Annotated in this window: 31 protein-coding genes; 18 read left to right on the plus strand and 13 right to left on the minus strand. The window is 34.7% G+C overall.

The window, feature by feature from the left end:
* Window positions 1-3: 3 nt before the first annotated feature.
* Both OLM58_RS16010 and OLM58_RS16015 read right to left on the minus strand, forming a co-directional pair.
* Entirely contained in the window at window positions 4-804 is an 801-nt protein-coding gene (locus OLM58_RS16010) for a DNA alkylation repair protein (RefSeq protein WP_264529710.1), read from the minus strand.
* Window positions 801-1439: a peroxiredoxin-like family protein gene (locus OLM58_RS16015; protein WP_070906627.1), complete on the minus strand. Its 639-nt coding sequence runs from the start codon at window positions 1437-1439 to the stop codon at window positions 801-803. The genes OLM58_RS16010 and OLM58_RS16015 overlap by 4 nt, the downstream gene beginning before the upstream one ends.
* A 92-nt stretch (window positions 1440-1531) precedes the next feature.
* On the opposite strand from OLM58_RS16015, the gene OLM58_RS16020 reads away from it, so the two are divergent.
* Window positions 1532-1894, plus strand: a complete 363-nt coding sequence (locus OLM58_RS16020) for a winged helix-turn-helix transcriptional regulator (protein ID WP_070906626.1) — start codon at window positions 1532-1534, stop codon at window positions 1892-1894.
* 127 nt (window positions 1895-2021) lie between these two features.
* Window positions 2022-2189, plus strand: coding sequence for a hypothetical protein (locus tag OLM58_RS16025; protein ID WP_264529711.1), 168 nt, complete (start codon window positions 2022-2024; stop codon window positions 2187-2189).
* Window positions 2190-2357: 168 nt separating this feature from the next.
* On the opposite strand, the gene OLM58_RS16030 is transcribed toward OLM58_RS16025, so the two are convergent.
* Window positions 2358-3203 carry a helix-turn-helix domain-containing protein gene (locus OLM58_RS16030; protein ID WP_070906625.1) on the minus strand — a complete coding sequence of 282 codons (846 nt, stop codon included), beginning with the start codon at window positions 3201-3203 and terminating at the stop codon, window positions 2358-2360.
* Between the two features lie 90 nt (window positions 3204-3293).
* On the opposite strand from OLM58_RS16030, the gene OLM58_RS16035 reads away from it, so the two are divergent.
* Genes OLM58_RS16035 through OLM58_RS16045 form a run of 3 tightly spaced genes read left to right on the plus strand, consistent with a single transcriptional unit; the run spans window position 3294 to window position 5797 of the window.
* The gene (locus OLM58_RS16035) at window positions 3294-4397 is read left to right on the plus strand and encodes an alkene reductase (RefSeq protein WP_070906624.1); all 1104 of its coding nucleotides are present in this window, start codon (window positions 3294-3296) and stop codon (window positions 4395-4397) included.
* 43 nt (window positions 4398-4440) lie between these two features.
* Window positions 4441-4851, plus strand: coding sequence for a DoxX family membrane protein (locus OLM58_RS16040; RefSeq protein ID WP_070906623.1), 411 nt, complete (start codon window positions 4441-4443; stop codon window positions 4849-4851).
* Window positions 4841-5797, plus strand: a complete 957-nt coding sequence (locus OLM58_RS16045; protein WP_070906622.1) for a polysaccharide deacetylase family protein — start codon at window positions 4841-4843, stop codon at window positions 5795-5797. The genes OLM58_RS16040 and OLM58_RS16045 overlap by 11 nt, the downstream gene beginning before the upstream one ends.
* A 190-nt stretch (window positions 5798-5987) precedes the next feature.
* Here OLM58_RS16045 and OLM58_RS16050 read toward each other — a convergent pair whose 3' ends face one another.
* Both OLM58_RS16050 and OLM58_RS16055 read right to left on the minus strand, forming a co-directional pair.
* The gene (locus OLM58_RS16050; RefSeq protein WP_070906621.1) at window positions 5988-6332 is read right to left on the minus strand and encodes a winged helix-turn-helix transcriptional regulator; all 345 of its coding nucleotides are present in this window, start codon (window positions 6330-6332) and stop codon (window positions 5988-5990) included.
* A 19-nt stretch (window positions 6333-6351) separates the two neighbouring features.
* Window positions 6352-6828, minus strand: a complete 477-nt coding sequence (locus OLM58_RS16055) for a PEP/pyruvate-binding domain-containing protein (RefSeq protein ID WP_165607916.1) — start codon at window positions 6826-6828, stop codon at window positions 6352-6354.
* Window positions 6829-7080: 252 nt separating this feature from the next.
* Between OLM58_RS16055 and dinD the strand changes: the two genes are divergently transcribed.
* Together dinD and OLM58_RS16065 are read left to right on the plus strand one after the other, a co-directional pair.
* On the plus strand, window positions 7081-7953 hold the full coding sequence (gene dinD / locus OLM58_RS16060; RefSeq protein WP_070906619.1) for a DNA damage-inducible protein D: 873 nt from the start codon (window positions 7081-7083) through the stop codon (window positions 7951-7953).
* A gap of 77 nt (window positions 7954-8030) precedes the next feature.
* Window positions 8031-8471 carry a hypothetical protein gene (locus OLM58_RS16065; RefSeq protein WP_070906618.1) on the plus strand — a complete coding sequence of 147 codons (441 nt, stop codon included), beginning with the start codon at window positions 8031-8033 and terminating at the stop codon, window positions 8469-8471.
* A 129-nt stretch (window positions 8472-8600) separates the two neighbouring features.
* On the opposite strand, the gene OLM58_RS22140 is transcribed toward OLM58_RS16065, so the two are convergent.
* The 7 genes from OLM58_RS22140 to OLM58_RS16095 all read right to left on the minus strand — a co-directional run bounded on the left by OLM58_RS22140 (window position 8601) and on the right by OLM58_RS16095 (window position 14168).
* Window positions 8601-8771, minus strand: coding sequence for an IS3 family transposase (locus tag OLM58_RS22140; protein ID WP_083342489.1), 171 nt, complete (start codon window positions 8769-8771; stop codon window positions 8601-8603).
* A gap of 267 nt (window positions 8772-9038) precedes the next feature.
* Window positions 9039-9674, minus strand: a complete 636-nt coding sequence (locus OLM58_RS16070; RefSeq protein WP_233431372.1) for a VIT family protein — start codon at window positions 9672-9674, stop codon at window positions 9039-9041.
* Between the two features lie 90 nt (window positions 9675-9764).
* Entirely contained in the window at window positions 9765-10136 is a 372-nt protein-coding gene (locus OLM58_RS16075; protein ID WP_070906617.1) for a hypothetical protein, read from the minus strand.
* A gap of 613 nt (window positions 10137-10749) precedes the next feature.
* A complete protein-coding gene (locus OLM58_RS16080) occupies window positions 10750-10908 on the minus strand; it encodes a hypothetical protein (protein WP_165607915.1) in 159 nt (52 codons plus the stop codon).
* Window positions 10909-11442: 534 nt separating this feature from the next.
* Window positions 11443-12300, minus strand: a complete 858-nt coding sequence (locus tag OLM58_RS16085; RefSeq protein WP_070906616.1) for a phospholipase D family protein — start codon at window positions 12298-12300, stop codon at window positions 11443-11445.
* Window positions 12301-13243: 943 nt separating this feature from the next.
* Window positions 13244-13627, minus strand: a complete 384-nt coding sequence (locus OLM58_RS16090) for a hypothetical protein (protein ID WP_123923507.1) — start codon at window positions 13625-13627, stop codon at window positions 13244-13246.
* A gap of 85 nt (window positions 13628-13712) precedes the next feature.
* Entirely contained in the window at window positions 13713-14168 is a 456-nt protein-coding gene (locus OLM58_RS16095) for a transposase (protein WP_070906614.1), read from the minus strand.
* Window positions 14169-14616: 448 nt separating this feature from the next.
* Here OLM58_RS16095 and OLM58_RS16100 point away from each other — a divergent pair, with 448 nt between their 5' ends.
* The 11 genes from OLM58_RS16100 to OLM58_RS22145 all read left to right on the plus strand — a co-directional run bounded on the left by OLM58_RS16100 (window position 14617) and on the right by OLM58_RS22145 (window position 25106).
* Complete coding sequence (locus OLM58_RS16100; RefSeq protein ID WP_070906613.1) at window positions 14617-16374, plus strand: hypothetical protein; 1758 nt, start codon at window positions 14617-14619, stop codon at window positions 16372-16374.
* A 24-nt stretch (window positions 16375-16398) separates the two neighbouring features.
* The gene (locus OLM58_RS16105; RefSeq protein WP_070906612.1) at window positions 16399-17448 is read left to right on the plus strand and encodes a ferritin-like domain-containing protein; all 1050 of its coding nucleotides are present in this window, start codon (window positions 16399-16401) and stop codon (window positions 17446-17448) included.
* A 26-nt stretch (window positions 17449-17474) separates the two neighbouring features.
* A complete protein-coding gene (locus tag OLM58_RS16110; RefSeq protein ID WP_070906611.1) occupies window positions 17475-17912 on the plus strand; it encodes a VOC family protein in 438 nt (145 codons plus the stop codon).
* A gap of 23 nt (window positions 17913-17935) precedes the next feature.
* Window positions 17936-18811 (plus strand): EboA domain-containing protein, encoded by an 876-nt coding sequence (locus tag OLM58_RS16115; protein ID WP_070906610.1) that lies wholly within the window; start codon window positions 17936-17938, stop codon window positions 18809-18811.
* Between the two features lie 3 nt (window positions 18812-18814).
* Entirely contained in the window at window positions 18815-19723 is a 909-nt protein-coding gene (locus tag OLM58_RS16120) for a TatD family hydrolase (protein ID WP_070906609.1), read from the plus strand.
* Window positions 19724-20620: a UbiA-like protein EboC gene (gene eboC, locus OLM58_RS16125; RefSeq protein ID WP_070906608.1), complete on the plus strand. Its 897-nt coding sequence runs from the start codon at window positions 19724-19726 to the stop codon at window positions 20618-20620. It begins immediately after the preceding gene.
* 16 nt (window positions 20621-20636) lie between these two features.
* Window positions 20637-21809, plus strand: coding sequence for a 3-dehydroquinate synthase (locus tag OLM58_RS16130; RefSeq protein ID WP_070906607.1), 1173 nt, complete (start codon window positions 20637-20639; stop codon window positions 21807-21809).
* Window positions 21803-23008: a metabolite traffic protein EboE gene (gene eboE / locus OLM58_RS16135; protein ID WP_070906606.1), complete on the plus strand. Its 1206-nt coding sequence runs from the start codon at window positions 21803-21805 to the stop codon at window positions 23006-23008. The genes OLM58_RS16130 and eboE overlap by 7 nt, the downstream gene beginning before the upstream one ends.
* 96 nt (window positions 23009-23104) lie before the next feature.
* Window positions 23105-24526: an alkaline phosphatase family protein gene (locus OLM58_RS16140; RefSeq protein WP_070906605.1), complete on the plus strand. Its 1422-nt coding sequence runs from the start codon at window positions 23105-23107 to the stop codon at window positions 24524-24526.
* Window positions 24527-24674: 148 nt separating this feature from the next.
* Window positions 24675-24902, plus strand: a complete 228-nt coding sequence (locus OLM58_RS16145; RefSeq protein ID WP_070906604.1) for an IS6 family transposase — start codon at window positions 24675-24677, stop codon at window positions 24900-24902.
* Between the two features lie 3 nt (window positions 24903-24905).
* Complete coding sequence (locus OLM58_RS22145; RefSeq protein WP_166924776.1) at window positions 24906-25106, plus strand: DDE-type integrase/transposase/recombinase; 201 nt, start codon at window positions 24906-24908, stop codon at window positions 25104-25106.
* Between the two features lie 239 nt (window positions 25107-25345).
* On the opposite strand, the gene map is transcribed toward OLM58_RS22145, so the two are convergent.
* Window positions 25346-26110 carry a type I methionyl aminopeptidase gene (map, locus tag OLM58_RS16150; RefSeq protein ID WP_070906602.1) on the minus strand — a complete coding sequence of 255 codons (765 nt, stop codon included), beginning with the start codon at window positions 26108-26110 and terminating at the stop codon, window positions 25346-25348.
* Between the last annotated feature and the right edge of the window lie 241 nt (window positions 26111-26351).

A 26351-nucleotide genomic window follows, 5' to 3' on the forward strand; every position in this document is an offset into this window, starting at 1 on the left:
TTACTAATTGACCGTTCTCAATGCCTTTTTGACAATGTACCTTGTTTGTTTTGTACCGCTTTCTTTTTCCCAACGTTTACAAAGCTCCTTTACAAAATCGGGCTGTGTTTTACTTGCATCATTTAACCAATTTCCAACACTGTCTTGTACATATTTTGCTGAATCGGATTTTAGAGGTTCTAAAATTGGCAAAGCCAATTTGGGATTTTGTTTTAGTTCTTCGATATGTTCGCACCAAACGCCGCGAGGCCGTGTTGTCTCTGTGGTAAAGCGTCTGATATTTTCATCTTGGTTTGTCGTCCATTTGGAAAGTATTTCAATGCTTTTGGTAAGATTTTGAGCGACTTTCGCTCTTACAGCCAGCCAGCAGATTTCCCTTACTCCAAAATGTTTATCGGTTGAAAAAGGCTTAATTTGATTAAGCGTTTCGTTTATGTTTAGATTTTCATTTTTGCCAATGGTATAAGCTGCCCAGCAACGAACTAAATCGGCTTTGTGAAGAGATAATGTCGTTAAGAAATCGCTATCATTATTCTTTATTGCCTGCTCAAGAATCCCTGTTCCGATAGCTTCGTTTATGGTGTTTATAGTCTGCTTTTTCAGTTGGTCGATTTTAGACAGAACGGGTTTTAAATAATTCATTCTTTGATTTTCTGCAAGTAAATTTTCCAATAAAAGCCGCTGGTCAACTGCTAACCATTCCATAAGGTTGGAAGTTTCAATTTCACCACTATTTAGCTGTGCTAAAATATCTGTCGGAATATCCTTTGCACTTCTTGCTCCTTTTCTTTTTATCTCGTTCATAATTGTTTAATCAATTCCTGAATATCTATCCTGTTCATATAATTGGCATCAGCAAATTTGTACCTAACGCTGCCATTTGTATCTACTACAAAAACGGCAGGTATAGGCAATTCGCTGTTGCCGTTTTCGTTGTATTCCGACAGGTCAATGCCTAAACCTCTGTAAGTGGGAACGATATAGTCCTGAAGCCCGAATGAAATGCCAAGCTGTTTAGCCAAAGCATTGTTTTTATCGGTCAATAATTCAAAATCCAAATTGTAATTGCTCTTTAATTCTTGGCTATAATCGAGCTTTTGCGGTGAGATTGCCACAAGGGTTGCTTTTCTGTCGGTAATCTGTTTTAGGCTGTCTTGCAGTGCTTTTAATTCAAGGCTGCAATAAGGGCACCAGCTGCCACGAAAAAAAGCTGCAATCACTTTTCCCTTTTTTAGAATTTCTTTTAACTGCACCGTTTCATCATTTGTATTTGGCAGTTTGAAATCGGGAAACATATCGCCTGTTTGGATGCTGTTTCCTTCCATGTTCCTGGCTCTCAAATCCTGAATGGATTTGCCGAATGCATCTAAGGCTTCTCTGGGAAGCTGATGCCCTAAATTTTCATTCAGTTCTTCAATCTGCTGTGCTAAATTTTTCATATATTGTTTTATATTTTTGCAAAGTTTTGAAAGTAAAACCAGAAATGCAATACCGCATATAATTATCCCTAGGAGACAAAAAAGTCAATTTTATGAAAACAAAGCAACGAGCGATAGTAGAAAAAATTTGCCCATTGGAATTTGCTGTTAATGCTATTAGCGGAAAATGGAAAATCCCGATTGTGTGGCGTATAAACGAAGGCGAAAAACGTCCGAGCGAAATGCTTCGCGGCATTGCAAAAGTGGATAGGCGTGTGTTGAACCAGCATCTGAAAGAATTGGAACAGGACGGAATTTTAAGCAAAAAAATCTTCAATGAATTACCGCCCCGCGTTGAGTATTCGCTTACACCGCTGGGCGAGAAATTGGCAGATGTACTTTGGAAATTGAACGATTGGGGCGAAATCCTTTTGTCTGAAAAGCCTGTATTAGCTAATTCATATAGTGGTGTGTAACAAATATTTTTTGTTTCTGTTTTTTCAAACAAAGCATTGTCGGACTTTTTTTTAGAATAGCCGTTTGCTCGGGAAATTACTCTCTCCTTTCCAACCTGAAAAAGAGGCCTTTGAATCGGGAAGGATAATGCTTAATGGAATCAATGAATTATTAGCCAATAATGAGGTTTTTGCCTTCGAAACCGCTTTAGCCACAAAAGCACTTCTTTTTTACAAAACCGCCTTAGCTTTTTGTGGCAAAAATGAAGGTAACTCTAATTCTGCTATAAAACTTAGACTTGCGAAATATATTTAAAAACTGCCTTAGCATTTTATGGCTAAATGGGAGGCATCTCTATGTTACGTCTAGCTTTTTTGTACAAATTAAGATGAAAATATTTGACCTGGTATTTGTAGAAGATAATTTTAAGATAGGTAAAAAAAATTAAATTGCTGCTTAGAAAGCCAATATCTTTGGAGATAACTAGATTTTCTTAAATCGAAGTTCTGAAGGATTTATTTCTTTATACTTTTGAAATGTTTTGTTCATATGGCTTGCGTCTGTAAAGCCGGTTTTCTCTGCAATTTCAGAAATACTCAGTGTACTTTGTTTTAAAAGCACTGTGGCGCGCTCCAGTCTTGTTTCCATTATAATCTTTTTGAAGCCATTCCCTGTATGGTTTTTAAGATATTCGCCTACATAGTTTGCAGATATATTAAACTCTGCTGCTATTGTTGCAAGTGTTAATTTTTTTTCTGTGTTTATATTCAATCTTATGTAAGCCAAAACGTCATTTACTTTATCTCTTTCCTTTTCGGCAAAAGTTTTTTTTGTAGAGTGCTCGGTGAGATGCCGCAAGACAATAACTATGATAGCACCAAAAAACTCTAATGTTAATTCTCTAGAATGCAGCTTAGGAGATTTATATTCTTCTAAAAGCATTTTTGAGAGAAAAAATATTTTTTTAGTATCCTGTCTGTTTTTTATTAGGCTTCCTGCGGTCATATTTGAACGAAAGAGGAAACGGCTGTTGGTTTCAAACCAGCCTGATTTAATCCAGCTTTGCTTGTCATTGAATATCTGCTCAGTAAATTTAATGTATAGTAAAATTGTAGGATCTTTTATCTCTAGTTGATGAGAATCTTCGGGAGTTAACAGGAAGATGTCCCCTCTATTGTAAGTAAATATTGTATCGTTAATTTTATGCAGTCCATGCCCTTTTCTAACTAATATCAATTCACAAAAGTTGTGGGTGTGCTGACCATACGGCCAATCTGTTAATTCTAATTCAAATACATTTATGGAGTGTTTGCTGAATATTCTTTTCATGAACCATTTTTGTTACAAATGTATCCTTTTTTTTTACAATAATTTTAGAGCTAAAAGATTGAATTTTGTGTAGTTATAATTTTTATAGAAATGAAATATCCTAATTTATTCAGTGGTTACAATTTAAAAGGACTTAACTTAAAAAATAGGTTCTTAATGGCTCCTATGACAAGGAGCCGAAGTGATGAGCAAGGAGATGTGCCAAATGATTTAATGGCTGAGTATTACAGCCAGAGGACTTCAGCTGGGCTTATAATCTCTGAGGCCACACAAATTAGTCTTCAAGGGAAAGGCTATGCTCGTACGCCAGGTATTTATGCTAAAGAGCAAATAGAAGGATGGAAAAAAATTACATCTGCGGTACATGCAAAAGAGAGTAAGATATTTCTTCAGCTGTGGCATGTCGGCCGAGTTTCTTCCGCTAAAGTAAATGGACTACAGCCCGCAGGTCCATCAGATCTTACAGCAAAGGATACATCAGTGTATATCTTTGATGGTGCTCCAAATGGGGATGCAACTTTCGTTCCTGTCGAAGAACCTAGAAAAATGACACATTCTGATATTAAGCAAACAATTGAAGATTTTGCTCAAGGTGCTAAAAATGCAATTGAAGCAGGATTTGATGGTGTAGAAATTCACGGAGCAAATGGATATCTTATAGACCAGTTTTTAAGAAACAATTCAAACGTCCGTACCGATCAATATGGGGGTACTATTGAAAACCGGATACGATTCCTATTAGAAATAACTGAAGCAGTTGTCTCTGAAGTAGGCAAAGACAAAGTTGGTGTAAGAGTATCGCCATTTATCAAATTTAAAGATATGGATGATCCACAGATATTAGATACTATTATGACTGCAGCAGATAGACTCAACGATCTTGGAATAGCCTATCTACATCTTTCAGAAGCTGATTGGGGCGATGCGCCTGAAATTCCAAGGGATTTTAGAATAAAGTTAAGAAAGACTTTTAGTAATACTATTATCGCAACAGGAAACAAAACACCAGAAACAGCGGAACAGCTGCTGGAATCAAATCTTGTAGATATTGTCGGATTCGGACGAAGCTTCCTTGCCAATCCAGATTATCCAAACCGCGTACTAATTGGAGCGTCATTGAATCAAATAACTGATAATCATACACTTTTTGGAGGTGGAGATAAACGTGGTTATACGGATTACCCATTTATGTAAGAGCGGGAGTTTTACACAAAGAAACTAATTAAATAGTAAAGCAATGGACAAAATAGTTTATATATTATTACGACTTGGTGTCGGGATAAGCATGTTTGGGCATGGTTTAGTCAGGCTCCTTAAATTAAATTCTTTCAGTAACTGGCTGGTAATAGAATTTAAGAAATCTGTCCTGCCTGAATTTATAGTAATTCCTTTTAGTTATGCTCTTCCTTTTGCAGAGTTTTTAGTTGGGCTATTGCTTTTGATGGGTCTTTTCACAAGGACAGCTTTGCTCACAGGTGCAATAATTATTTTATTATTACTGTTTGGAACATCGATGATAGAAAATTGGGAAGCTATTCCGTCACAATTAATTCATTTGGCTTTTTTCTGTATACTGTTACAATATTTTGAAGTAAATACACTTACACTGAATAAACTTTTTCAAAAAAGTAAAAAATATGATCAATAGAAGAGATTTTATTAAGAAAAGCAGCATAGTGGGACTTGCAGGACTTGTGGTTCCTTCAGCCGCTTTTGCTTCTCCATTTGTGGAGGATGCTAGAATACCTGCTAAAGAGACAAACAGCAAATGGGCAGATGGGTCGCGTCTGGTTGTTTCGGTTTCCATGCAGTTTGAAGCTGGTGGACAGCCGGGTAATGCTGAAAGTCCTTTTCCGCAGAATATGGAGAAAGGATATCAAGATTTACCGGCGTCAACTTGGTATCAATATGGATACAAAGAAGGTATACCGCGTATGTTGGACAACTGGGACAAATTGGGGATTAAAGTTACCTCACATATGGTTGGAACTGCAGTACTTAAAAATTCGGCATTGGCAAAAGAAATTGTGGATCGAGGCCACGAAGCTGCTGCGCATGGTATGAGCTGGAGCTCTCAGTACAACCTGTCATATGATGATGAAATGAAGTTTATTAAAGATGGGGTTGATGCCATTAAAAAGGCAACTGGATTTAATCCTGTCGGATATAATGCAAACTGGCTGCGCAGAGGAGAAAACACATTAAAAATTTTGCAAGAACTGGGATTTACTTATCATATTGATGACCTTAGCCGAGACGAGCCTTTTATTATAAAGGTGAACAGTAAGGATTTTGTAATAGTACCTTATACTATACGCTGTAATGATATTTTGCTTATTGAAGGCAAAAATTTTTCAACGGATCAGTTTTTCTCCCAAGTGAAAGCAGAGTTTGACCAGCTGTATGCAGAAAGTGAGTTTAAAAAAAGACAGCTGTCTATAAGCTTTCATGATCGTATCGGAGGAACTCCTCAGATGGTGCAGACTACACGAGATCTAATTAAATATGTTCAGGGACACAAAGGAGTTTCATTTAAAAGAAAAGATGAAATTGCACAGATGGCTCTTAACGACAAAACTACCATCAGAGAATAATCAGTTGGATGATTTAATATTTCAATAATAAAGGCACGTGCGCATGGAGCATGTGTCTTTTTTGGCTTTTAAGCTGAGTTTTTAAGTTACCACGACATGTTGTGGTTAATTTCAATACCGATAAATTAATGTGTCACGATTCTTACACATAGAACATTGCTAACTAGATTATTCATAATCATAGAGTAATCTATATTATGGTGACCCGTTTATTTGTTTTGGCCGTTTCTTTACCCCATTGAGCGATACTTTGGAGCAGCGGAATTAAAGTTTTGCCAAATTCTGTCAGCTCATAATCTACTATTAGGGGAGGTTTGGCGGTGTGTACGGTGCGAGAAATTAAGCCGTCTTCTTCCAATGCTTTCAGCTGCAGACTTATAGTTCGTTCTGTTACCATAGACAATTCTTTCCTTAATTCATTATAGCGCTTCTTTTCTATTAAATGAATCAAAATAACTGACTTCCATTTTCCGCCTATATATTTCATTGTAAGGCTGGTGCTGCAGGGATACTCTTTGTCGTTTATACAATACATTTTTTATATTTTTTTGATACTATCTATTTTGACCGTTATTGCAAAGGTAATATACTGTACCTTTAATATTTAGAAGTGAATCGTGTTGTCCCGCAAAACTTGCATTGGCTAGATCTTCTGCGGTAGCACTGCTTCTAACGGCAACAGCGAGTTCTTTGTTTTCACATAAGAAGGAGTACGCATTTGAAATTTCAGTTTGAAGATCCAGGGGGAATTTTGCATCAAGTAACAGCTTTCTTGCTTTTGAGCCAATTTCAGTTAAGTTGGTAAAGTCTTTCTTATCCAAAAGTTGCATTAATTCATTTAGCGCAAAACTTAAATGATTGTATTCTATAAAATCTTTGTAGGCCGTTGTTGTTATGGCAAAACCATTGGGAACTCTAATACCATGAGGACCAAAATTATTGTACATTTCTCCAAGAGAAGCATTTTTGCCTCCTGCTTTATTAATATCGTTAATTCCGATCTCACTAAACTTTAAAATATATTTTTCCATTTTCATTTCTTTTAAATCTCTCTTTTGATGGCTTTTAATTTTATTTTAAAGATAGTTTGACATGTAAAAATTAAAAATGATTGTGATCATCTTTTAATATTTATAGCTTTCTTATAAGGTGATACAAATCATTTTTCTGCTTAAATTATTAAATGATATTTGCTGTATTCGATTATAGCTAAAATGTATTGAAGATAATTTTAATTTAAAATAAGTTTAGAAAATAATCTCAGATTTTAAATAAAAAGCACAATGAAAGCAAATAAATCACAAAGCAAAAGCATATCGATATTTGAGAAACTCAAAAAAACAGATAAGGCTGGTAATGAGTATTGGAGTGCCAAGGATCTTGCAAAATTGCTAGGGTATTCCAGATATAGTTCATTTATTGAAGTGCTAGATAAGGCAAAGGCTTCCTGTATTAATGCAGGTCAGGAGACAGCATCACATTTTAAAGATTTTAGTGCAATAAAATCAGTTGGTAATGATTTGCAAAGGAATTGGGTAAACGTAAAATTATCACGCTATGGCTGTTATCTTATAATTCAAAATGCAGATCCTACTTTAAAACCGGTAGCGCTTGGACAAGCCTATTTTGCAATACAAGCTCGTCTGCAGGAATTAAGTCAGCAGCGGAAAAGTAATAATTTTAAAATGGTAAAAAACCGAAGATATTTTCTTCGCAGAGAATTGGCTAAGAGAAATCTTCAGTTGGCTGGAGCCGCACGAAAAGCTGGTATTGTTACCCCTGCAGATTATGCCTTTTTTCAAAACCATGGATATAGAGGACTTTATGGAGGTTTGGATGTAAAAGCGATACGCAAGATTAGAGGTCTTGATTCTGATGAAAACATTCTCGATCATATGGATAGTACAGAATTAGCAATCAATTTATTTCGTGTCACTCAAACCGCTGAAAAGCTAAATGATGAAAATGTTCAGGATAGTGCCGAGGCTGATACTATTCATTTTGCGGTTGGATTAAAAGCTCGTAAGGCAATTGAAGACATCGGAAATACATTGCCAGAGAATATGCCCGTAATGGAAAGTATTACATTGCAACGAAAGCTTGATAAAAAATTGCCCTCAGAAAATAATCGTAAAAAGAAAACATCAGCTAGTTGAAGATATTGAGTTAAAATAAAATCTTTATAAATAATGCTTTAAAGTAAAGATTCTTAAGAAATTAAATAAGTAATATTATGAAAAGAAAGTTCTATATACCAATTGCCATCATTATGCTTTTATATTGCTGCCAGAAAAAGGATTGGATAGATCCAAATGAAAATGAAATAGAAATAGACTCAGCTGAAATGCCCGGCATCAATGATAATCTACTTAGAAAGTGGTTCGCATTGAATAAAGAATCAGACAGTATAATTAAATCGGCACAGCTAATTATTGATAAGCAGAGAGAGGAAGTCGAATCTCATCCGCAGGACGAGCGCGAATATATGACTGTTTGTATTGACGATGCTCAGCGGGAGCTTGACTTATTGAAGAAAAAAGTAAAATTTACTAAAGTGTTTGCAGGAGATATTAAGCATTATGACCTATCGCTACAGCATACAATTGACTCATTAGAAGAAGACTATGTTCGGGAAAAATATAAACTGGAAGATGTATTAAAAGAGTTGAAATAGTGTAAATAATCAACAATATTTTAAAGTAGAACTTAATAGAGGGTAAATTACTAGTTTTAACAAATCTATTTTCAATAACAAAATGCTACTAATTTAATTTTTGAAAGTATAATTAGTAACATATTAAAATCAAGGCTTGTAGGTTTGCTTTTTAGAAATTAGATATTTACTTTGAAATTCTTCCATTGTTAAATTTCCAAGAGCAAAATGTCTTCGCACGGTATTAAAGAAATTTTCAATATAGTCATGAATTGATTTTCCGGCTTGTTTTCTGTTTTTGTATTTATAGCGGCATGTCAGAGTAAGTACTGATGAGCAGGCAGAGAAGGGGTTTTCAAAGCGTAATTAGGAGAAATGCTAAGAAAATATTGCAGCATAAACCAAATACAGATACGTAACGTAATTTATGAAGATCATTCAGTAAAAAAATTTAAGAAGCTTCAATGGAAAAAAAATCTTGTCAATCAAAAAAAATACAAAAATAAAATTAATCTGGTTCTTTTGTGAAGTGGGACAAGTTCAGTCATACTGTGGATGATGCTTACCAATGATAAAAACATATTTTCACTAACCAGTTTGAACGCCAAAAATATAGCCCACTAGTGCCGACATTACCATTGCAAAAGTACCCCAGATACAGATACGTAATACCGCTTTTAAAGTATGTGATCCGCCAGCTTTTGCTGCCAGTATTCCTGATAGTGCCAAAAAGAGTATCGAAAAACCATACTGATAAAATACCATTTCTTTGATAGGTGCAAAAATAGCCACCAAAAGCGGCAATAAACCACCAATAATAAAGGATATGGCCGATGCAAAAGCTGCTGTAAGCGGGTTGGGTTGTGTGATTTCATTAATTCCGAGTTCATCTCGCGCATGGGCTTCAAGCGCATCATGAGCCGTTAATTCCACAGCAACCTGCCTGGCCAGTTCTTTATTTAATCCTCTTTGAATATACATATCCGTTAATTCTTCCAGTTCTTCTTCCGGCAGGGTTTCAAGAGCAATTTTTTCTCTTTTCAAATCTGCAGTTTCTACATCAGCTTGGGAACTTACCGAAACATATTCACCTGCAGCCATGGAAAGTGCACCTGCTGTTAGACCCGCTATGGCAGCCAGTAAGATAGGCTCTCTTGTGACACTTGCTGCTGCCACACCAATGGCTAAACTGGTAGTAGATAAAATTCCGTCGTTTGCCCCCAGGACAGCTGCCCTGAGTCACCCGCTTCTATTGATATAATGGTTTTCAACGTGCATAATTTTAATTTATAGTAGTTTAATCCAATCCGGATCTTAAGAGGTTGTTGGAACGCCTCCAAAATTAGTTTTTAGAAACTGTCTTATTTGTAATGTTGTTTTGTTTTGTGTAGCGTTTTTCCAGTCATTGATATCATAAATATGAATCTGCTTTGCATTTGCGTTTGTAACAAATGAAATTCGGGATATTGAATCCTTATATTTTTTAATCTCATTTAACATTTCGCGATTTGGCACTACAACAAGAATGTTTTCCCAATCAAGAAAATTCTTAGGGATATCCTCACGGTATTTCAATCCTAAAAATTCAATAAAGGCTTTTATTTTTTGATCATTAAGCTTATGGATATCTAAGTCAACCTTTTTTAGAATAATGTGGAGATTTCTATCATCTCTAATTATACCCATATTTAAAATATTTTTTTCATATTATAAAATTATATCAACCTGTTGTAAAAGAATGATTTAAAATCTGTAGAATGATTCTAAATTTTAGAATACAATTTTAGTTAGTGTTTCAATGAAACTTTTTAAAGCTTTTTTAGATAATAATATACCCAGTGTACCAACTCTAAATTTTCAATACAGCTAGGAAGTTGTTTAATAAAAGATAATGACATACCAAGTGCATCATTATCGCCGGAAATTACTCTTTCACACCGTTTGATCAGATGACCGGTTTGAGAAGGCAATTCACAGATAATCTAGGTGCTTCAAAAGGAGTTTTGGGGATGTAGTTTTGGTCTAAAAAGTCTGCAAGCCCATTAAATAAAGGGCTTGTAAAATTTAACAAAGAAATAAAAAAATATTAACAAGAAAAATACCCGAGCGACTAAAAGTGCTTGATATATAGATTTCATTTTAAAATTTTTATATATCATGAATCAAAAATTTTTGCGCAAATTCAAATCATTTCTACTTTTAATAGTGGAAAAATTTCTGGAAAAATTAGCAGAAAATTTACTGCTAGAATTGTTTAAATTTCTTTTAATGCTCTATTTTCTTGCAAATTAAAAAGAGCTTATAAGCCGTCTGTCCCACCAGACGGTTTTTCTTTTTCTACAGATTCATCTTCATTAACAACTTCTTCTGTGTTGTCCATTTTATTTTCTACAATTGTTTCCTGATTTTCTTTTACAGTAGTAAAACTTTCTGGGATGTGATTCGAAAGTGTTTTCATGATTATATTGTTTTAAAATTATATTTATATATGTATATAATTAAACAATCATCCTAGATGCTTCTAAATGATTTCAGAGATGATATAAGTATATAATTATAAAGAATACAATCTATCAAATTCTTCAATTGTCATATAACCTATAGCTGAATGTCTTCTTTTCTTATTGTACCAATTTTCAATGTATTCGTATAGGATAAAGTTGGATTTTGGAAATACAATAATAAACGGTAATATTTGAGATTAACCACTAGAATGCTCTTGTAGATCTATAAGGTAGATCTGAAGCATCTATTAATGTAATACAGTTTCGAATCTAAAATTTGTTAGATCTGGATTTTACTGTTTTTCTATGAAGATTTTGGAGCGCAGTTGTAAAACTTCAATAGTGTTTTTTTTGATGCAGATATTCTTTTGAGTTTTGCGTTGAGAGGAGATGGTAATTGTTTTTGAAAATCTATTTACGAAATGATGAGGGAAAGTATCAATTTCATTATCCTAAATTTTGTATTTACTTCTGTCGCAGTTTTCTTTTTATAGAATTGGTTTTCTCATTGATGTTTTGCCGTGAGAAGGTTTACCTGTTTTGTGACAAAAATTTTCCGGATAGTTTTCATTTCCAAAAGATGCCCAGCTTCTATATGCTTGATACGAAAATGGCTTTTTCATATTAAACGTTATTTGTTCTCCTGTTCTAATACAAAATCCATTTGTTGGATTTTCAATTTCTTCTCTTTTTGGTCTTGATTTTGATTCTGCCCCTAATTCCAATTCAAAAGGAAAATCATTTAATGTTGTAATATCACGTAATTTATTTCTATTGGGTGAAGAGTAAAATTTATCAGTTGTATCGTGCAGTACATCTGATTTTATATAGTTTTTACCAAGTAGTGAACTTAATAATTTCTTTTCATATACTGGTCGTTTTATGTAGATAGCTTCGCTTTTTTCTGCAAGGTCATAACAGGCTTGATAAGCTTCATCGTCTGCATTTTTTGTGAATTTACTTAAAATGCTAGTTTCAGAATAGACTCCAAATTCGACATTATTTTTGAAAGAGTAGTCATATAAGTTCATAGAAGTTAAGACTCCTTTTTTTTCATTTCCATAATATTTTGCGTGTAGATTTGGAACATAAACTATGCTGATGTTCAAGAATTTTCTAAAATAATCAAAATCATTTTTGCTTAAACTTCTGTTGATTTCTCGTTCGTTTTTTCCAAAAACAATTAATATGTGGAGGTTTGGATTATTAAGATGATTATCAAAGAGTCTTATAAAATAGTCATCTAGTTTTATAAATGGGGAAACAATTAAAAGGTTTTGTTCTGCTTCCCAAATTATTTCATAAATTGCATTTTCAAGATTTTTTCCCGTAATAAATTTTCCCATTTAATTAAATTGTTTTTTGCAGGTTGACATTGAAATTACCCTCTGTTCAGATAGCCTAAAGTGAGCTAGTATGAATGATAAAAATCAGTTTTTACTGATTGTAAAAATAGGATTTTTATTTCATAAATAATTAACGATATTTTTTATTTGATCGATACCTTTTGTGCAGGCAATGGTATGGATTTGTGCAGTCATGTTTTGCTATAAGCCATCTCTTTGGGGTTGTTTTACTAGGTATTTTCGGGCAGTAATTTCGATGCTGGGGGGCAGGGAGTTTATTTAAATGAAATAGACTATTAAATAGTTATTTATTTAGTTAGTTGCTTTTCTTTTTCTAATTTGTGTTTTTTCTTTTCCTGAAATAAACCAATTTCTGGCATCAATTGAAAAACAAATAATATTTGAGACGTAGAATGTTATAATAGTAATACAGTTTCGAACCTAATCTTCTTAGGGCTTTAATTAACTGATTTTTTTAATTGTTCAAAATAGATTGTGCCATGATTTTGCCATAAAACCCAGAGTACGATTATTTACTATCTTTCATTTTAATAATGTTTAGAATATATTTTTTGTAACATTATCAGTAGGGAGTTTTTAATTTTAAAAATAGATTTTGCTAATTTAGATTTTTTTAGTTTGATTTTGACCGGTGAATGAGGAGTTGGTAGGAGTGGTTGTTTTATTTGAATGGGCGTTTTTTTTGTCGTCATTTGATTTCAAATGATTGAATGAAATTTACATGATGACAGGGTCTGAGTTCTGTATTTTCTATCAAAGCAAAAGCTTCAAAGAGATCTCTGAAACTTTTTTCGTTTTCTAGCTTTTCGCGTACGACCTACATCTTTTTGGTATGAATTGATACTTTTTATATTACAATAAGGCTATGGTTATAAGTTTTTTGTCTATGATGCCGTAATGTTTTGTTAATACAAATGAAGGGCTATTTAATAGTTTTGAGCAGATGATTTTCTAAGCCCAGCATTAATTGATGTACCAGTATATTATGGCTGGCTAAATAATTGTCATGATATATGATATTGTTTTTAACAGCATCAAAAATTACGACATAATCCTGTACATCAACTCTTACATCATTGACCCTGTAACGCATTTTGTAATATAATACATATCCTTTTATACTTTTATCCAAAGCTATTCTTTTGAGCTCAGGTTTTATACGGAGATCTACGTAATAGGTAGTGCCTTTATATGTCCCTTCAGACTGCCTTAGACTGCGTTGAGCAATTTCAGACCTTGTTATAGAATCAACCTCTTTCATTGAAATAATTTCCATATCATTGGGATAAGGTGACTCTGTTTTCATAAGTTTCAATACTGAATCAAGAACCTTTAATCGCATAGAAGCTCTGTTTTCTTTGTTGTCTTGAATTTTATTGGATTGAGTCGGCCTAAAATAGGTTGACAAGTTTTACAATATTAATTAAAACTAGTAAAGTTCTCTTTGCTGATTTTCTGTTGTCCCAATAATAGTAACTGATCTTGCTTACTTCAAGTATTTGGCAGGTGTTTGCAATTGGGTAGTGGTCTCTATGCTGTTTTATGAATTTAAATTTAGTAATTGTATCACCGGATAGAATGTGGGCGGCTTTCCTTAGGATATCTCTTTCCATTTGGACTTTTGTAAGCTCTTTTCTCAGAATTTTTAATTGAAGAAGCCTGTTTGGTGCTGCTTGTTTTTTCTTCTTGCCAAGTATTCCATCTTGAAGTTGGACTTTCCATCGTCTGATATTCTCTGGACTTGTATTTACTTCTTTAGCTGCCCGTATGATGCTGTAATACCTGTTGCTGAGTTCTACTACCTTTAGCTTAAATTCTAATGTATACTTTTGCTTTGGTTTTTCCATTTCTTTTGTTTTATAACCAATGGTCTTGAGTTTCTGTGCCCATTTTATGGTATGAACTCCAATATATAGCTATTTTGAATTTACAAACAAATAGCAGAGAAAAAGTTAAGCTAGATTTTTGTAATTAGTTTATTTATTAAACTCTTCAATAGTTTTAAAAATTAAAAATTCCTTTTGATAAATTCGAAAAATTGAGAACGTTGTTTTTTTACGACAAAATAGAGGTAATTCCACATTTATTATTTGTTTGTCCAACTGCTATAAAATCAATTTCATGCTTAGTTTTTTATACTCTATGGCAGAAAAAAAGTTGCCTGTAACATTTTATTACAGATCTACGGGAGTGTGATTTAAATTTGATACATAAACTATTAAAAAATAATATAAAAAAATGTTATTGATGTTAAAAAGCTGATTATTCTAAAATTTAAAAAACAAAACTAAAACTATGTCCTATTTAAACGTCCCGCGTCTTACATTTTCTGGTCAGTTTCAGGCCGATCCTTCGACTGTAAATAATGATCCCACACATTTTAACAATGAAACATTTGAGCCAAAATATCAAAATTACGGTCCGGGCCAGGAAAATGGTTGGTGGAATCCGGATGGTACCGGAAACTGGCGATTTCTAGGCTGTAAAATTACGAGTGTTACCTATCAGGACGGAACGAGTACGGATAATCCACTTTTAGATCCTATTATTGGTATGTCTGTCATGGATACCGATGCACGTACCGCAGGAAAAATTGTAGATTTAGATAGTCAGCAACAAATGGTTTCTCAACTTTGGGGGTTTGTGGTACGAATTGTAAATAATGAGGGTAATACACTGGTGAAAGGTGATTATGAGATGGCACCATTTAGCAATATTTGGTTTTCAAGATCGGTTGATTTACGAGGTAGTTCAGGAGCAGGGGCAACCTATCAGTCTGTTATAAAGAATATTGATTGGAATTTTAAAATATCTAACTCAAGATATCTTAACGAATTAAAAGCGGTAAGTGCTAAGCAATTATCTATACATTTTTCGGTGGATAGATTTAATGGAGATCACACCTCAGACCAATTTACTTTAGGCAGAATAGCTGGCTCAATAGGACCTTCAAATAATAGAGAACCTAAACATTTTGTATTGGGAAGACAATTATTTCCAAATCCACTTCCTCAATATTTACCGCAGGGACAAAGACAAAAATATAATTATGCTACCGCATTAGTCGATGAGAAATTAAAACAAGTTGTACTTGATTTTGGTAATGCGCTACAATTTAATGCAGAAGGGGTCAATACAAGTGAAAATTTACACCTTGTTATCAATACCAATACAGGGATATCAGTCATTGGACAAATAAATTATTCAGGTTTGGATTGGTATATGAATACATCAGGAATTTTTACTTTTCCACTTTCAGACGAACAGCTGGATCTTTGTAACCAATACCCATTGGCAATTGTTACAAATATGACAGACAGTATCAATGATGTTTTTAGTTTAAAAAAATCTAAGACGGGGATATTAATTTATACAGAGTCTATTGATTATGTAGGTGCTGATCAATTTGTATTTCGATTAGATCCTGAAGATAAGTGTAAAATTAATTTTTACGCAACTCATCTTGGAAAAGCACTTCCAAATGCAATCATTCAGGCACAAGATAATACACAAAATTTACTGGGTTCGCCACCACCGCCAGTGGTACCTGCAGTTGGTACTCCTCCAATACCTTATTTCTCAGGAAATAAACCCGCTGAAGTTACAACAGATGCAAATGGTAAAGCTGTACTTAGGTTTACAGCTCCCGATCCCGGAAATCCGAGAGTATACATTGATGGACAAATTTATGCTATCAGCTATAATCTGAGCACACAAAGTTTTGACGATTGTAATCAGTCTAATTTTATTAGTCTTTTGATTTTTTCAGGTGCTCCAACCCCAAAAATAATTCCTGACTGGGACAACTTTATTCAGCCCATCATGCAGCAATATGCCAATTTGTATCCGTTGATGTCAAAAGGAATTTTTAATCTGGCAGATAAAACGGTGGTTGATAAAAATGCGCAAATATTGCATTTAGTTTTTAGTAAAGATCTTGATGATCCTAATTATATGCCTGCAACAAGAGATCTTTCTAAATATAAAAAGACGGTTATTTTGAACTATTTACAAGATGTCATCGATAAAACTGCAACAGCAAATAAAGCATAGTATTCATAAAATAAAAATCTGATTATGATATTCTTAAAAACGATAAAAATTGAGACTCTCTCCGATCTAAAAAATGCGCTGCAAACTGCCATTGAGTTAGAACATTCCACAATTCCGCCCTACTTAACAGCAAATTTTACGCTATTTGAGACCGGTAATGATCAAATATCAAACCTGATAGGTTCTGTAGTTCGTGAAGAAATGCTACATTTATCTATAGCCTGCAATATATTGAATGCTGTAGGAGGAAGTCCGGTTATTAATAAACCTGGTTTTATACCACTATACCCGGGGCCTTTACCAGGCTCTGTAGTTGATGGATTACAGGTGCCGCTCAAAAAGTTTTCTTTAGATCTTGTGAAAGATGTTTTTATGTCAATTGAAGAGCCAGAAGATCCAATTGATATCCATAATCGTTTGATGGTCTCTAATGTAATTACCATAGGAGTGTTTTATACCAGAATAAAAGAAATAATAGTAGAACTTGAAGCTGCTGCAAAAGCGGAAGGAAAAACAATATTTGTTGGAAATCCAAACTATCAAATGACCTTTGAAAAATTTTATGATGCATCTTTATTATTCCCTATTGTCGATGAGGCAACTGCTTTAAGAGGTATAGATATCATTATTGATCAGGGTGAAGGAACAACAACAGATCCATTTGTAAGTTCTGCAGACGATGGAAATGTTCCTGAACTGGCGCACTACTACCGTTTTGAAGAAATTTATAAGGGTAAAACAATACAGGCAGACCCTGAGGGAGGGTATATGTTTGGGGATCCATTAATTCCGTTTAATCCTGAATTAGTACCAAATATGTGGCCAAATCCTAAAATGAATGATTATCCAAAGGATTCTCAGGCTTATATTAATAGTAAGTTCTTTAATTACAACTACACTTCTTTGCTTAATAGTTTGCATGAAACTTTTAATGGAGAACCAGAGAAGATTAGTACCGCAATGGGGGTAATGTATTCTTTGCGATTATATGCTCTTAAGTTGCTGGCGATTCCCGATCCTAATCACCCTGGTTTTGTAGCGGGGCCTAGTTTTGAATATGTTGTTGGGGAATAATGTGTTGATTTAAAAGTAAAAAAGAAATGAAATTTAAGTCAAAAACAGTAGTGATAAAAGTATCAGTCAGTGATATTCTTAAATCTAAAAAATTCTATGAGGAAATCCTTGATTTTAAAACAGATGGTAGATATACGCTCAACTCTGATGGGAATTTTGGCACAGAATCCTTTATACAACTGTATTTAGAGCATAAGAACAAAGATGGTTTTATGCTGGGATTATACAAAGATATTGACACTCCTTTTTACCCACTACCGGAAACAGGAACAGTTCCGAGCTTTATTGTAAAGGATATTCAGGCAACGCTTGATTATTTTAGAGTCAATGGAGTGGTGATCGATGAAATAGACGGTGTTGTAATCAATTCTAATACTTCAGATGACGGGTATGAAGATCGTTTTTTCTTTTTTAGAGATCCGGATAATAATTCACTGGTTGTCAGGGAAAACATTTTAAAGTAACTGAGCCTAAAAAGATTTATAAAATGAAAACGGATAGGACAGCAACAGCAATAAGAATTAATTCAGCAGAAATAATACGAACTCTAATTCGACAGAAACTTTCAGAAGCTGAATCAGATTGGATGGAAAGCCATATCTGGTTTGAGAACAACACACAGTTTTTTCAGACTTTTGGTTTAGTTACCAGGAAAATTTCGCCAATAATTCCAAAATGGACCTTGCAGGAAACTATTTTGCTGGAAGAATTGTATCCCGGCTTTACAACAGCTAATTGGGATCTGCAGCAGCTTTGCCGTAGTTTGTTAATGATGCACCTTCCAGAGCATCAAAATATTGAAACAATAAAGAACCTGGCAGAAATGGCAGACATAAAAGAGTTAGTCAGTTTGTATAAGGGACTTTTTTTCTTAAAAAATGCAAAGGAATTTATTTTGACAATTCAGGAAGGAATCAGAACCAATATGGTTGCAGTGTTTGATGCTATAGCCTTAGGGAATCCTTTTGCAGCAAAATACCTGCCGGTTGATGCATGGAATCAGTTGGTGCTGAAAGCCCTTTTTATGGGGCGTCCATTGTATCAAATTATTGACTTAGAACTACGTAAAAATGAAAAGCTGGCCTTAATTATACACGATTATATTCACGAACGCTGGTCGGCAGGACGATTAGTATCACCGGAAATTTGGAGATTGACAGCCGGTTTTGTAAACCGGGAAATAGCAGACGATCTGACAAAAGCAATAGGAACCGGAGAGTTATTGACCCAAGTGGCTGCGGTAAAAGTGCTGAAAGAGAGTACTTTTTTTAAAGAAAATGAAATTTCTGAAGAGGTATTATCTCAAAGCACGGCAACATGGGATGAAATAGGAACCCAATATTATTCACTATTAAAAATTTAGTACATGTATTACATTGACCCACATATTCACATGGTATCCAGAACAACAGATGATTACCAGGCAATGCGTGCTGCAGGTATTGTAGCTGTTATTGAACCGGCATTTTGGCTTGGCCAGGCACGAACAGAAGCTTCTTCTTTTAAGGATTATTTCAGCACCTTGGTGGGGTGGGAAAGATTCAGAGCTTCACAATTCGGAATTAAGCATTATTGTACTATAGGGCTAAACTCTAAAGAAGCCAACAATGAAGCTCTGGCAGAAAAAGTGATGGATTTATTACCGTTGTTTGCAGCAAAAGAAGGAGTAGTGGCAATTGGAGAAATTGGTTATGACGATCAGACTCCGGCCGAAGATAAATATTTCAGACTACAGATCGATTTGGCTTTGAAATTTAATTTGCCGATAATGGTTCATACCCCGCATCGGGATAAAAAAAATGGAACCATCAGAAGTATGGATGTGCTGGAAGAACATGGAGTGGCTCCTCATATGGTGGTAATCGACCACAATAACGAAGAAACAGCCAAACAGGTTTTAGATCGCGGATATTGGGCTGCTTTTACCATTTATCCCAATACCAAAATGGGGAATGAACGGATGGTAGAGGTTGTAAAGCAGTACGGATCTGAACGTATTATTGTAGACAGTTCTGCCGATTGGGGAGTAAGTGATCCTTTATCTGTTCCTAAAACGGCAGCTTTAATGCTTGAAAGAGGAATTGCTAAAGAGGATGTTCATCTAACCTGCTATAAAAATGCCTTAACGGCTTATTCTCAAAGCGGGCAAATGAATGAAGAAGACTGGAAAAATGAAATCACCATCACTCAGGATTCTTTATTTGAAGGAAGCAGTGTGCTCAGAGGACAGGAATCTAAAGAAATTGTATATCCAAAAATCATTATAGAAAACTAGATGTCAGGTAAGTTATTCTATTTAGTAACCTTAGTGCGTCCCGCAAATATTGTTACGGCAGTGACTGATATTCTTGCGGGGATTGCTGTTTCCGGGCTTTTAGTTTTGAATGGCAACAATGAGAATGGGATACAGAATGTGTTGCTGCTCGTGCTTTCTACAATTGGCTTGTATGGAGGGGGTATTGTATTTAATGATATTTTCGATTTGGAAGCAGATACCATAAATCGGCCGGAAAGAGTACTCCCACGTGGGCTGGTGAGCAAAGATGAAGCTATTTTACTGGGCAGTTTTATGTTACTGGCAGGAATCGGATTTGCTTTTACGGTATCAGTTCTCAGTGGTATGCTGGCAGCGGTAATTGGTGTATTGGCTCTTACTTATGATAAAATAAGTAAACATTATTCCATTGCAGGTCCATTAAACATGGGACTTTGTCGGGGAGGAAATTTGCTTTTAGGGATGAGCATCAATAATGACGCCGTTTTTACTTATTGGTACATTGGCATTATTCCTATTTTATTTATTGCAGCCATCACACTTACGGCTAAAAAAGAAGCTTCGGGAAATAATAAGTCCGCTATACTGACTGCTCTGCTACTCGATGCAATAGTAGTTGTTCTGTTTATTTTTATAGGATACAAGCTTGAATTTAGATTTTGGCAGCTCCTGCCTTTTCTTCTTTTTTGGTACGGAATTAATTTTTTTGCAAAATACAAAGCTTTCCTTTACAATCAGCCGGTTGCGATACAAAAGGCGGTAAAAACAGGGGTATTATCCCTAATTCCTCTTAATGCAAGTTATGTAGCAGGTTCGGCAGGACTGGTATACGCATTGTTTGTACTGGCCTTGTTGCCAATATCGATTTTATTATCTAAAAAGTTTGCCGTAACCTGATTTATACTTTATCAAAATGAAACAACAACAGATACTTCAGCAGAATTTTCAGGTCACATTTAATTATGACATTATTTTTAGCCGTTCTTTATTTGATACCGGCAATACCTCACTTATTGATGTGATCAAAAAAGAACCCGCTTTCCAACAGCCCAAAATTGCTATAGTAATAGATAGAGGAGTTGTTGAAACAACAAGTCAGTTCATCGCAAATGTGATTCACTATTTTAATCATTATCAGTTTGGAATTTCAGAACATAGTATCAATGTCGTTCAGGGAGGAGAAGCCGTTAAGAATAGTTTGGATGTTATTGAATCGGTTCTGCAATTAATCAATGACAATAAAATAGACAGGCATTCTTTTCTTATTGCAATAGGAGGGGGCGCTGTACTCGATGCCGTAGGTTATGCTGCGGCAATTGCACATCGCGGTGTACGCCTGATCCGGATACCAACGACCGTTTTATCTCAAAACGATTCGGGAGTTGGGGTAAAGAACAGTATGAATTATTTTGGTAAAAAGAACTTTCTGGGCACATTTGCCCCACCGTATGCAGTACTAAATGATTCTGATTTTTTAACAACGCTAAAGGAACGGGACTGGCGATCCGGTATTTCCGAAGCTATAAAAGTGGCGCTCATAAAAGATGCTTCTTTTTTTGACTGGATAGAGAATAATGCGCAGGCTCTCAATAACAGAGAAGTTTCGGTTATGGAAACGCTTATTATTCGTTGTGCTGCTTTGCATACCGATCATATTTCTAAAAATGGGGATCCCTTTGAGAAAGGTTCATCTCGTCCATTAGACTTTGGACATTGGGCAGCCCACAAAATGGAACAGCTTACTAATTATGAAATTACCCACGGAGAAGCCGTAGCAATTGGTATAGCCCTCGATGTTACTTACTCTTTTTTGATACATAGAATTGATACACTGAGTCTGGAACGAATTTTAAAATGTTTCCTAACATTGGGTTTTGCAATAACACACCCGGTTCTTGATGCTCATTTAGAGGAGGTAATTAGAGGATTAGAAGAGTTCAGAGAGCATCTTGGCGGCCGGCTTACGATCATGTTGATAAATGAAATAGGTATTGGTGAAGAGGTACATGCACTGGATAAAGAGATAATTATACAATCGGTTCAGTATCTCAATTCATTTTGTCAGCTAAATACAGAAGTATGTTAATTGGTTCCAATAGTCATTTAAGTTACTGTACCAATATTCATGCGGGCGAATCCTGGGAAGTTGTTTTTGAAAGTGTAAAAACGTATTGTATTCCACTTAAAAAGAAAGTCTCTCCACATAAGCCTTTTGGTATAGGTTTACGGCTTTCTTATCAGGCTGCTTCTGAATTGATAGCAGAAAATCATCTTTTGATTTTTAAAGACTGGTTACAGAAAAACGAAATGTATGTATTTACGATGAATGGATTTCCGTATGGAAATTTTCATAACGAGGTCATTAAGGATAAAGTTCATTTACCAGATTGGACAAACCCTGACAGATTAAATTACACAGAGTTGCTTTTTAACATTTTATCGCAACTTTTGCCACCTGATATCGAAGGAGGAATTTCGACTTCACCGCTTTCTTATAAACATTGGTATGCTACTGAAAACAGTTTAACAGAAGCAAAACGAACTGCCACAAGCCAGTTGATCACAGTAGTGGCTCAGTTGGTTAAAATACAGGAATCCAAAGGTAAAATGATGCATTTGGATATAGAACCGGAACCCGATGGCATAATTGAAAGCAGCGACGAATATATCGCTTTTTTCGAGGATTATTTACTTAAGGAAGGAGCTTCATTATTAGTCAAAAATCTTTTATGCAGTTTAACTCAGGCACAAGAATATATTCGTAATCACATACAGCTTTGTTATGATATCTGCCATTTTTCCATTGGATTTGAAGAAAGTGATGAGGTCATCAGAAAAATGCAAAAGCACGGTTTGAATATTGGCAAATTACAAATTAGTGCCGCGCTCAAATGTACAGTTTCAGAAAATACAACAGTTGAACAACTCCAAAAATGCCTGAAAACTTTTGATGAACCAACCTATCTGCACCAGGCAGTTATTAAAACAAAAGAAGGAGCATTACTCAAATTTAAGGATTTGAAAAATGGAATAGAAGCGATAAGCCGTGATGATTTTCGGGAGCTTCGTACTCATTTTCATGTACCCATATTTGTTGAAGATTATCAGCTCTTGCAATCTACTCAAAATGATATTACAACAATTTTGCGAAGTTGGCACAAAAATGAGTTTACCAGACATCTGGAAATCGAAACCTATACCTGGCAGGTATTGCCGATTCATTTACAAACCGATTTAGATCAATCCATCGAGAGAGAGCTGAAATGGGTACTTGATAAATTTTGAAATGATGATTGTAAAATGTGCAATGTGAAAATCATTTTAATCTATATAATTTCTGGTAAAAAAATGCCGGCTATATAAAACTATACTACCAAAATCATGCAGCAAACAGTCGTTATAAATGTAGTAGGACTTACGAGTTCCCTACTTCAAAATCCAGATCTTTTTTTGCATCAATGGCAAAAGAAAAAGGGGAATTTAAGTATTATTGAACCAGTACTTCCGGCGCTCACCTGTTCAGCTCAGGCAACTTACTTAACCGGAAAATGGCCTTCGGAACATGGGATTGTGGGAAATGGATGGTACGACAGGAATGATATGGAGGTAAAAATGTGGAAACAGTCAAATAAACTGGTACAATCACCAAAAATATGGGATTTAGCAAGGGAAATAGATCCGTCATTTACTTGTGCTAATTTGTTTTGGTGGTACAATATGTATTCTGATGCTGATTTTACAGTGACACCGCGTCCGCAATATTGGGCAGATGGACAGAAGAAGCCTGATTGTTATTCAAAACCCTCTGACTTACGGGATCGTCTCCAGGCTCAACTGGGAACATTTCCTCTTTTTGATTTTTGGGGACCAAAAACAACAATCCGTTCCAGCCAATGGATCGCCAATGCTGCAAAACTTGTTTACCAATGGCATAATCCGACACTAACTTTAATCTACTTACCACATTTAGATTACTGCTGTCAAAAGTTTCAACCCGGGTCACCCGAAATCAATGAAGATGTAAAAGCGATTGACAAAGTATGCAAAGACTTAATCGAATATTTTGAAAGTAAGGGGACGGAAGTTGTTGTTTTGTCTGAGTATGGTATTACTGAAGTTAACAATCCCATACATATTAATCGATTTTTACGCACACACGGATATTTGCAAATACGAGAAGAACGAGGATTAGAATTACTGGATACCGGGGAATGTAAGGCTTTTGCATTGGCAGACCATCAAATTGCGCATTTATATGTGAAAGAGAATGAAGATATTGTTGAGCTCAAAGAATTAATTCAGAAGATACCCGGAATTGCAAAAGTATTGGACAGCAAAGGAAAAAAAGAGCACCATCTGGATCACGAACGTTCAGGAGATCTTGTTCTGGTTGCAGATCATAACAGTTGGTTCACCTATTATTACTGGATGGAGGATAACAAGGCCCCCGATTTTGCCCGTACTGTGGAAATTCATAAAAAAATAGGTTATGATCCGGTGGAGTTGTTTTTAGATCCTAAGCAGAGATTTATTTTGCCCCACATCCTTTTTAAATTGATTAAAAAGAAACTGGGGTTTCGCACCCTTATGAATGTTATTCCATTGGACGCCAGTTTGGTTAAAGGATCTCATGGCTGTATTCCGGACAAAAAAGAAGACAAACCGATATTAATCGCAAAAAATAAATTGCCAAATAAAGTTGAGAGTAACTTTATTTGCCAGTATATATTAAATATTGTATTTAAATCTAAGCAGGATATGCTGACAAAAACTACAGACTTAGAAATGGAAGAATTATCTTAGTTTTTAGTTAGACACTACCAAAAAAACTTAAAACTGCTGCTAAAACAGTAATTAGGACAAAGTATTTAATTTCTTATTAGTAATATTATTTGTGGGTTCTGTTTCACCTATTAATAACTATTATTCTCAATGCTTGAAAATATATTAAATGAATGCCAAAGGTCACTGTTATCCCAAAGTTATTATTCTTCAGGCTGTTTATTTCAAATTGAGATTTAAATCGAGATTTAAATTGAGTTGCAGGGATGTTGAAGAAATAATGAAAATGCGCGGAATACAGGTTGATCATGCTACGATTCAGCGTTGGGTATTTAAATTTGCTCCAATCATGGAATTTCAAATGAAAAAGAGAGAGATTAGAGCGGGAATGAGCTAGAGAATGGATGAGACCGATATAAAAGTTAAAGGTATTTGGTATTATTTGTATAGGGCTGTAGATAAATCGGGTAACACAGTAGATTTTCTTCTGATTAAAAGAAGACAGAGAATGAGTGCCCAATCATTTCTAATTATGGCAATAAATAATAAGTACAACCCAATTTTGAGATACTATTGTATTGAATCAATAGTATTTTGTTAAATTTTTCTAAGTGATACATCAGGCGTTTCACACTGAGGAACTATAAAAATTATATTGTTATTTATGTTGTCTCCCGCATCTAAACTTACTTTTTTTTCATTTTTAAAATTATAGCGTCAAAAAAATGAATCGGTTTAAAACTGCTTTGTCCATTTTAGCAGTAAAATCAAAGAAACGTTATTTTTAATTAATTGAAAAACTACACAATTTTGATAAGTTGCTTATGTATGAAAACTACTTTAGTTAAAAATTCCGTTTTTTTCTGTTAGTATTATCGGTTTTCCGTCCGTTACAACAATTGTGTGCTCGTGTTGTGCCATAAAACCACCATTGTTCCCAACCATTGTCCAGCCGTCATTTAATTCTATAGCATATGTTGAATTAGTTGAAATAAAAGTCTCAATTGCTACTACGGCATTCTTCTTAAATCGTCTTTGATCAAAACGATTTCTATAATTCAAAATTTCATCAGGTTGTTCGTGTAAACTTCTTCCAATTCCGTGCCCGCTTAGATTTTTAATGATTTTAAAGCCTCTTCTTTTTGCTTCCGTTTCCATTATGTATCCAATATCCGAAATTTTAACACCGTCCTTTATATTATTAATTGCTTTTTCTAAGATTTCTCTTGAAGCATTAACAATTTTTTGATGTTGGTGAATGTCTTTTCCTAAAACGAATGAAGCTCCATTATCTGCCCAAAATCCGTCAAGTTCTGCTGAAACGTCAATGTTTATTAGATCGCCTTCTTTTAGAATTCTTTTCACAGAAGGAATTCCGTGACAAAATTCATTACCAACACTTATACAGTTCCAACCTGGAAAGCCATAAGTCAAATGTGGTGCAGACTTTGCTCCAAAATCAGATAAAATTTTTGCTCCGTATTGGTCGAGCTCTTTTGTACTCATTCCAGGCTGAGCATAATCTATCATTTCTTTGAGAGTATAGGCAACAGCATCACTTGCTTTTTGCATTCCTAATAACTCCGATTCTTTTGTTATTGACATAGTTCTCTATTTTTGATGCATTATCATTTAGTAATTTCTGTTAATTCACAAATATACAAATTGCATATTTTCGGTTAATTCTTATTACAATGCTTGTTTCCATAAAAAAATATAAGAATAAAAATAAATATCTGATTAGCTGATTTTAAAGGAGTGAAGCTTGAAGATACGGAAGTACTCTCTCTCTTTTAGGATAAGAAACGCGTATTTTTACCTATAAACAATTAAAAGTAAATATTTA

Origin of the sequence: Flavobacterium sp. N502540, from assembly GCF_025947365.1 — a bacterium.
In the GTDB taxonomy this organism is placed as follows: domain Bacteria; phylum Bacteroidota; class Bacteroidia; order Flavobacteriales; family Flavobacteriaceae; genus Flavobacterium.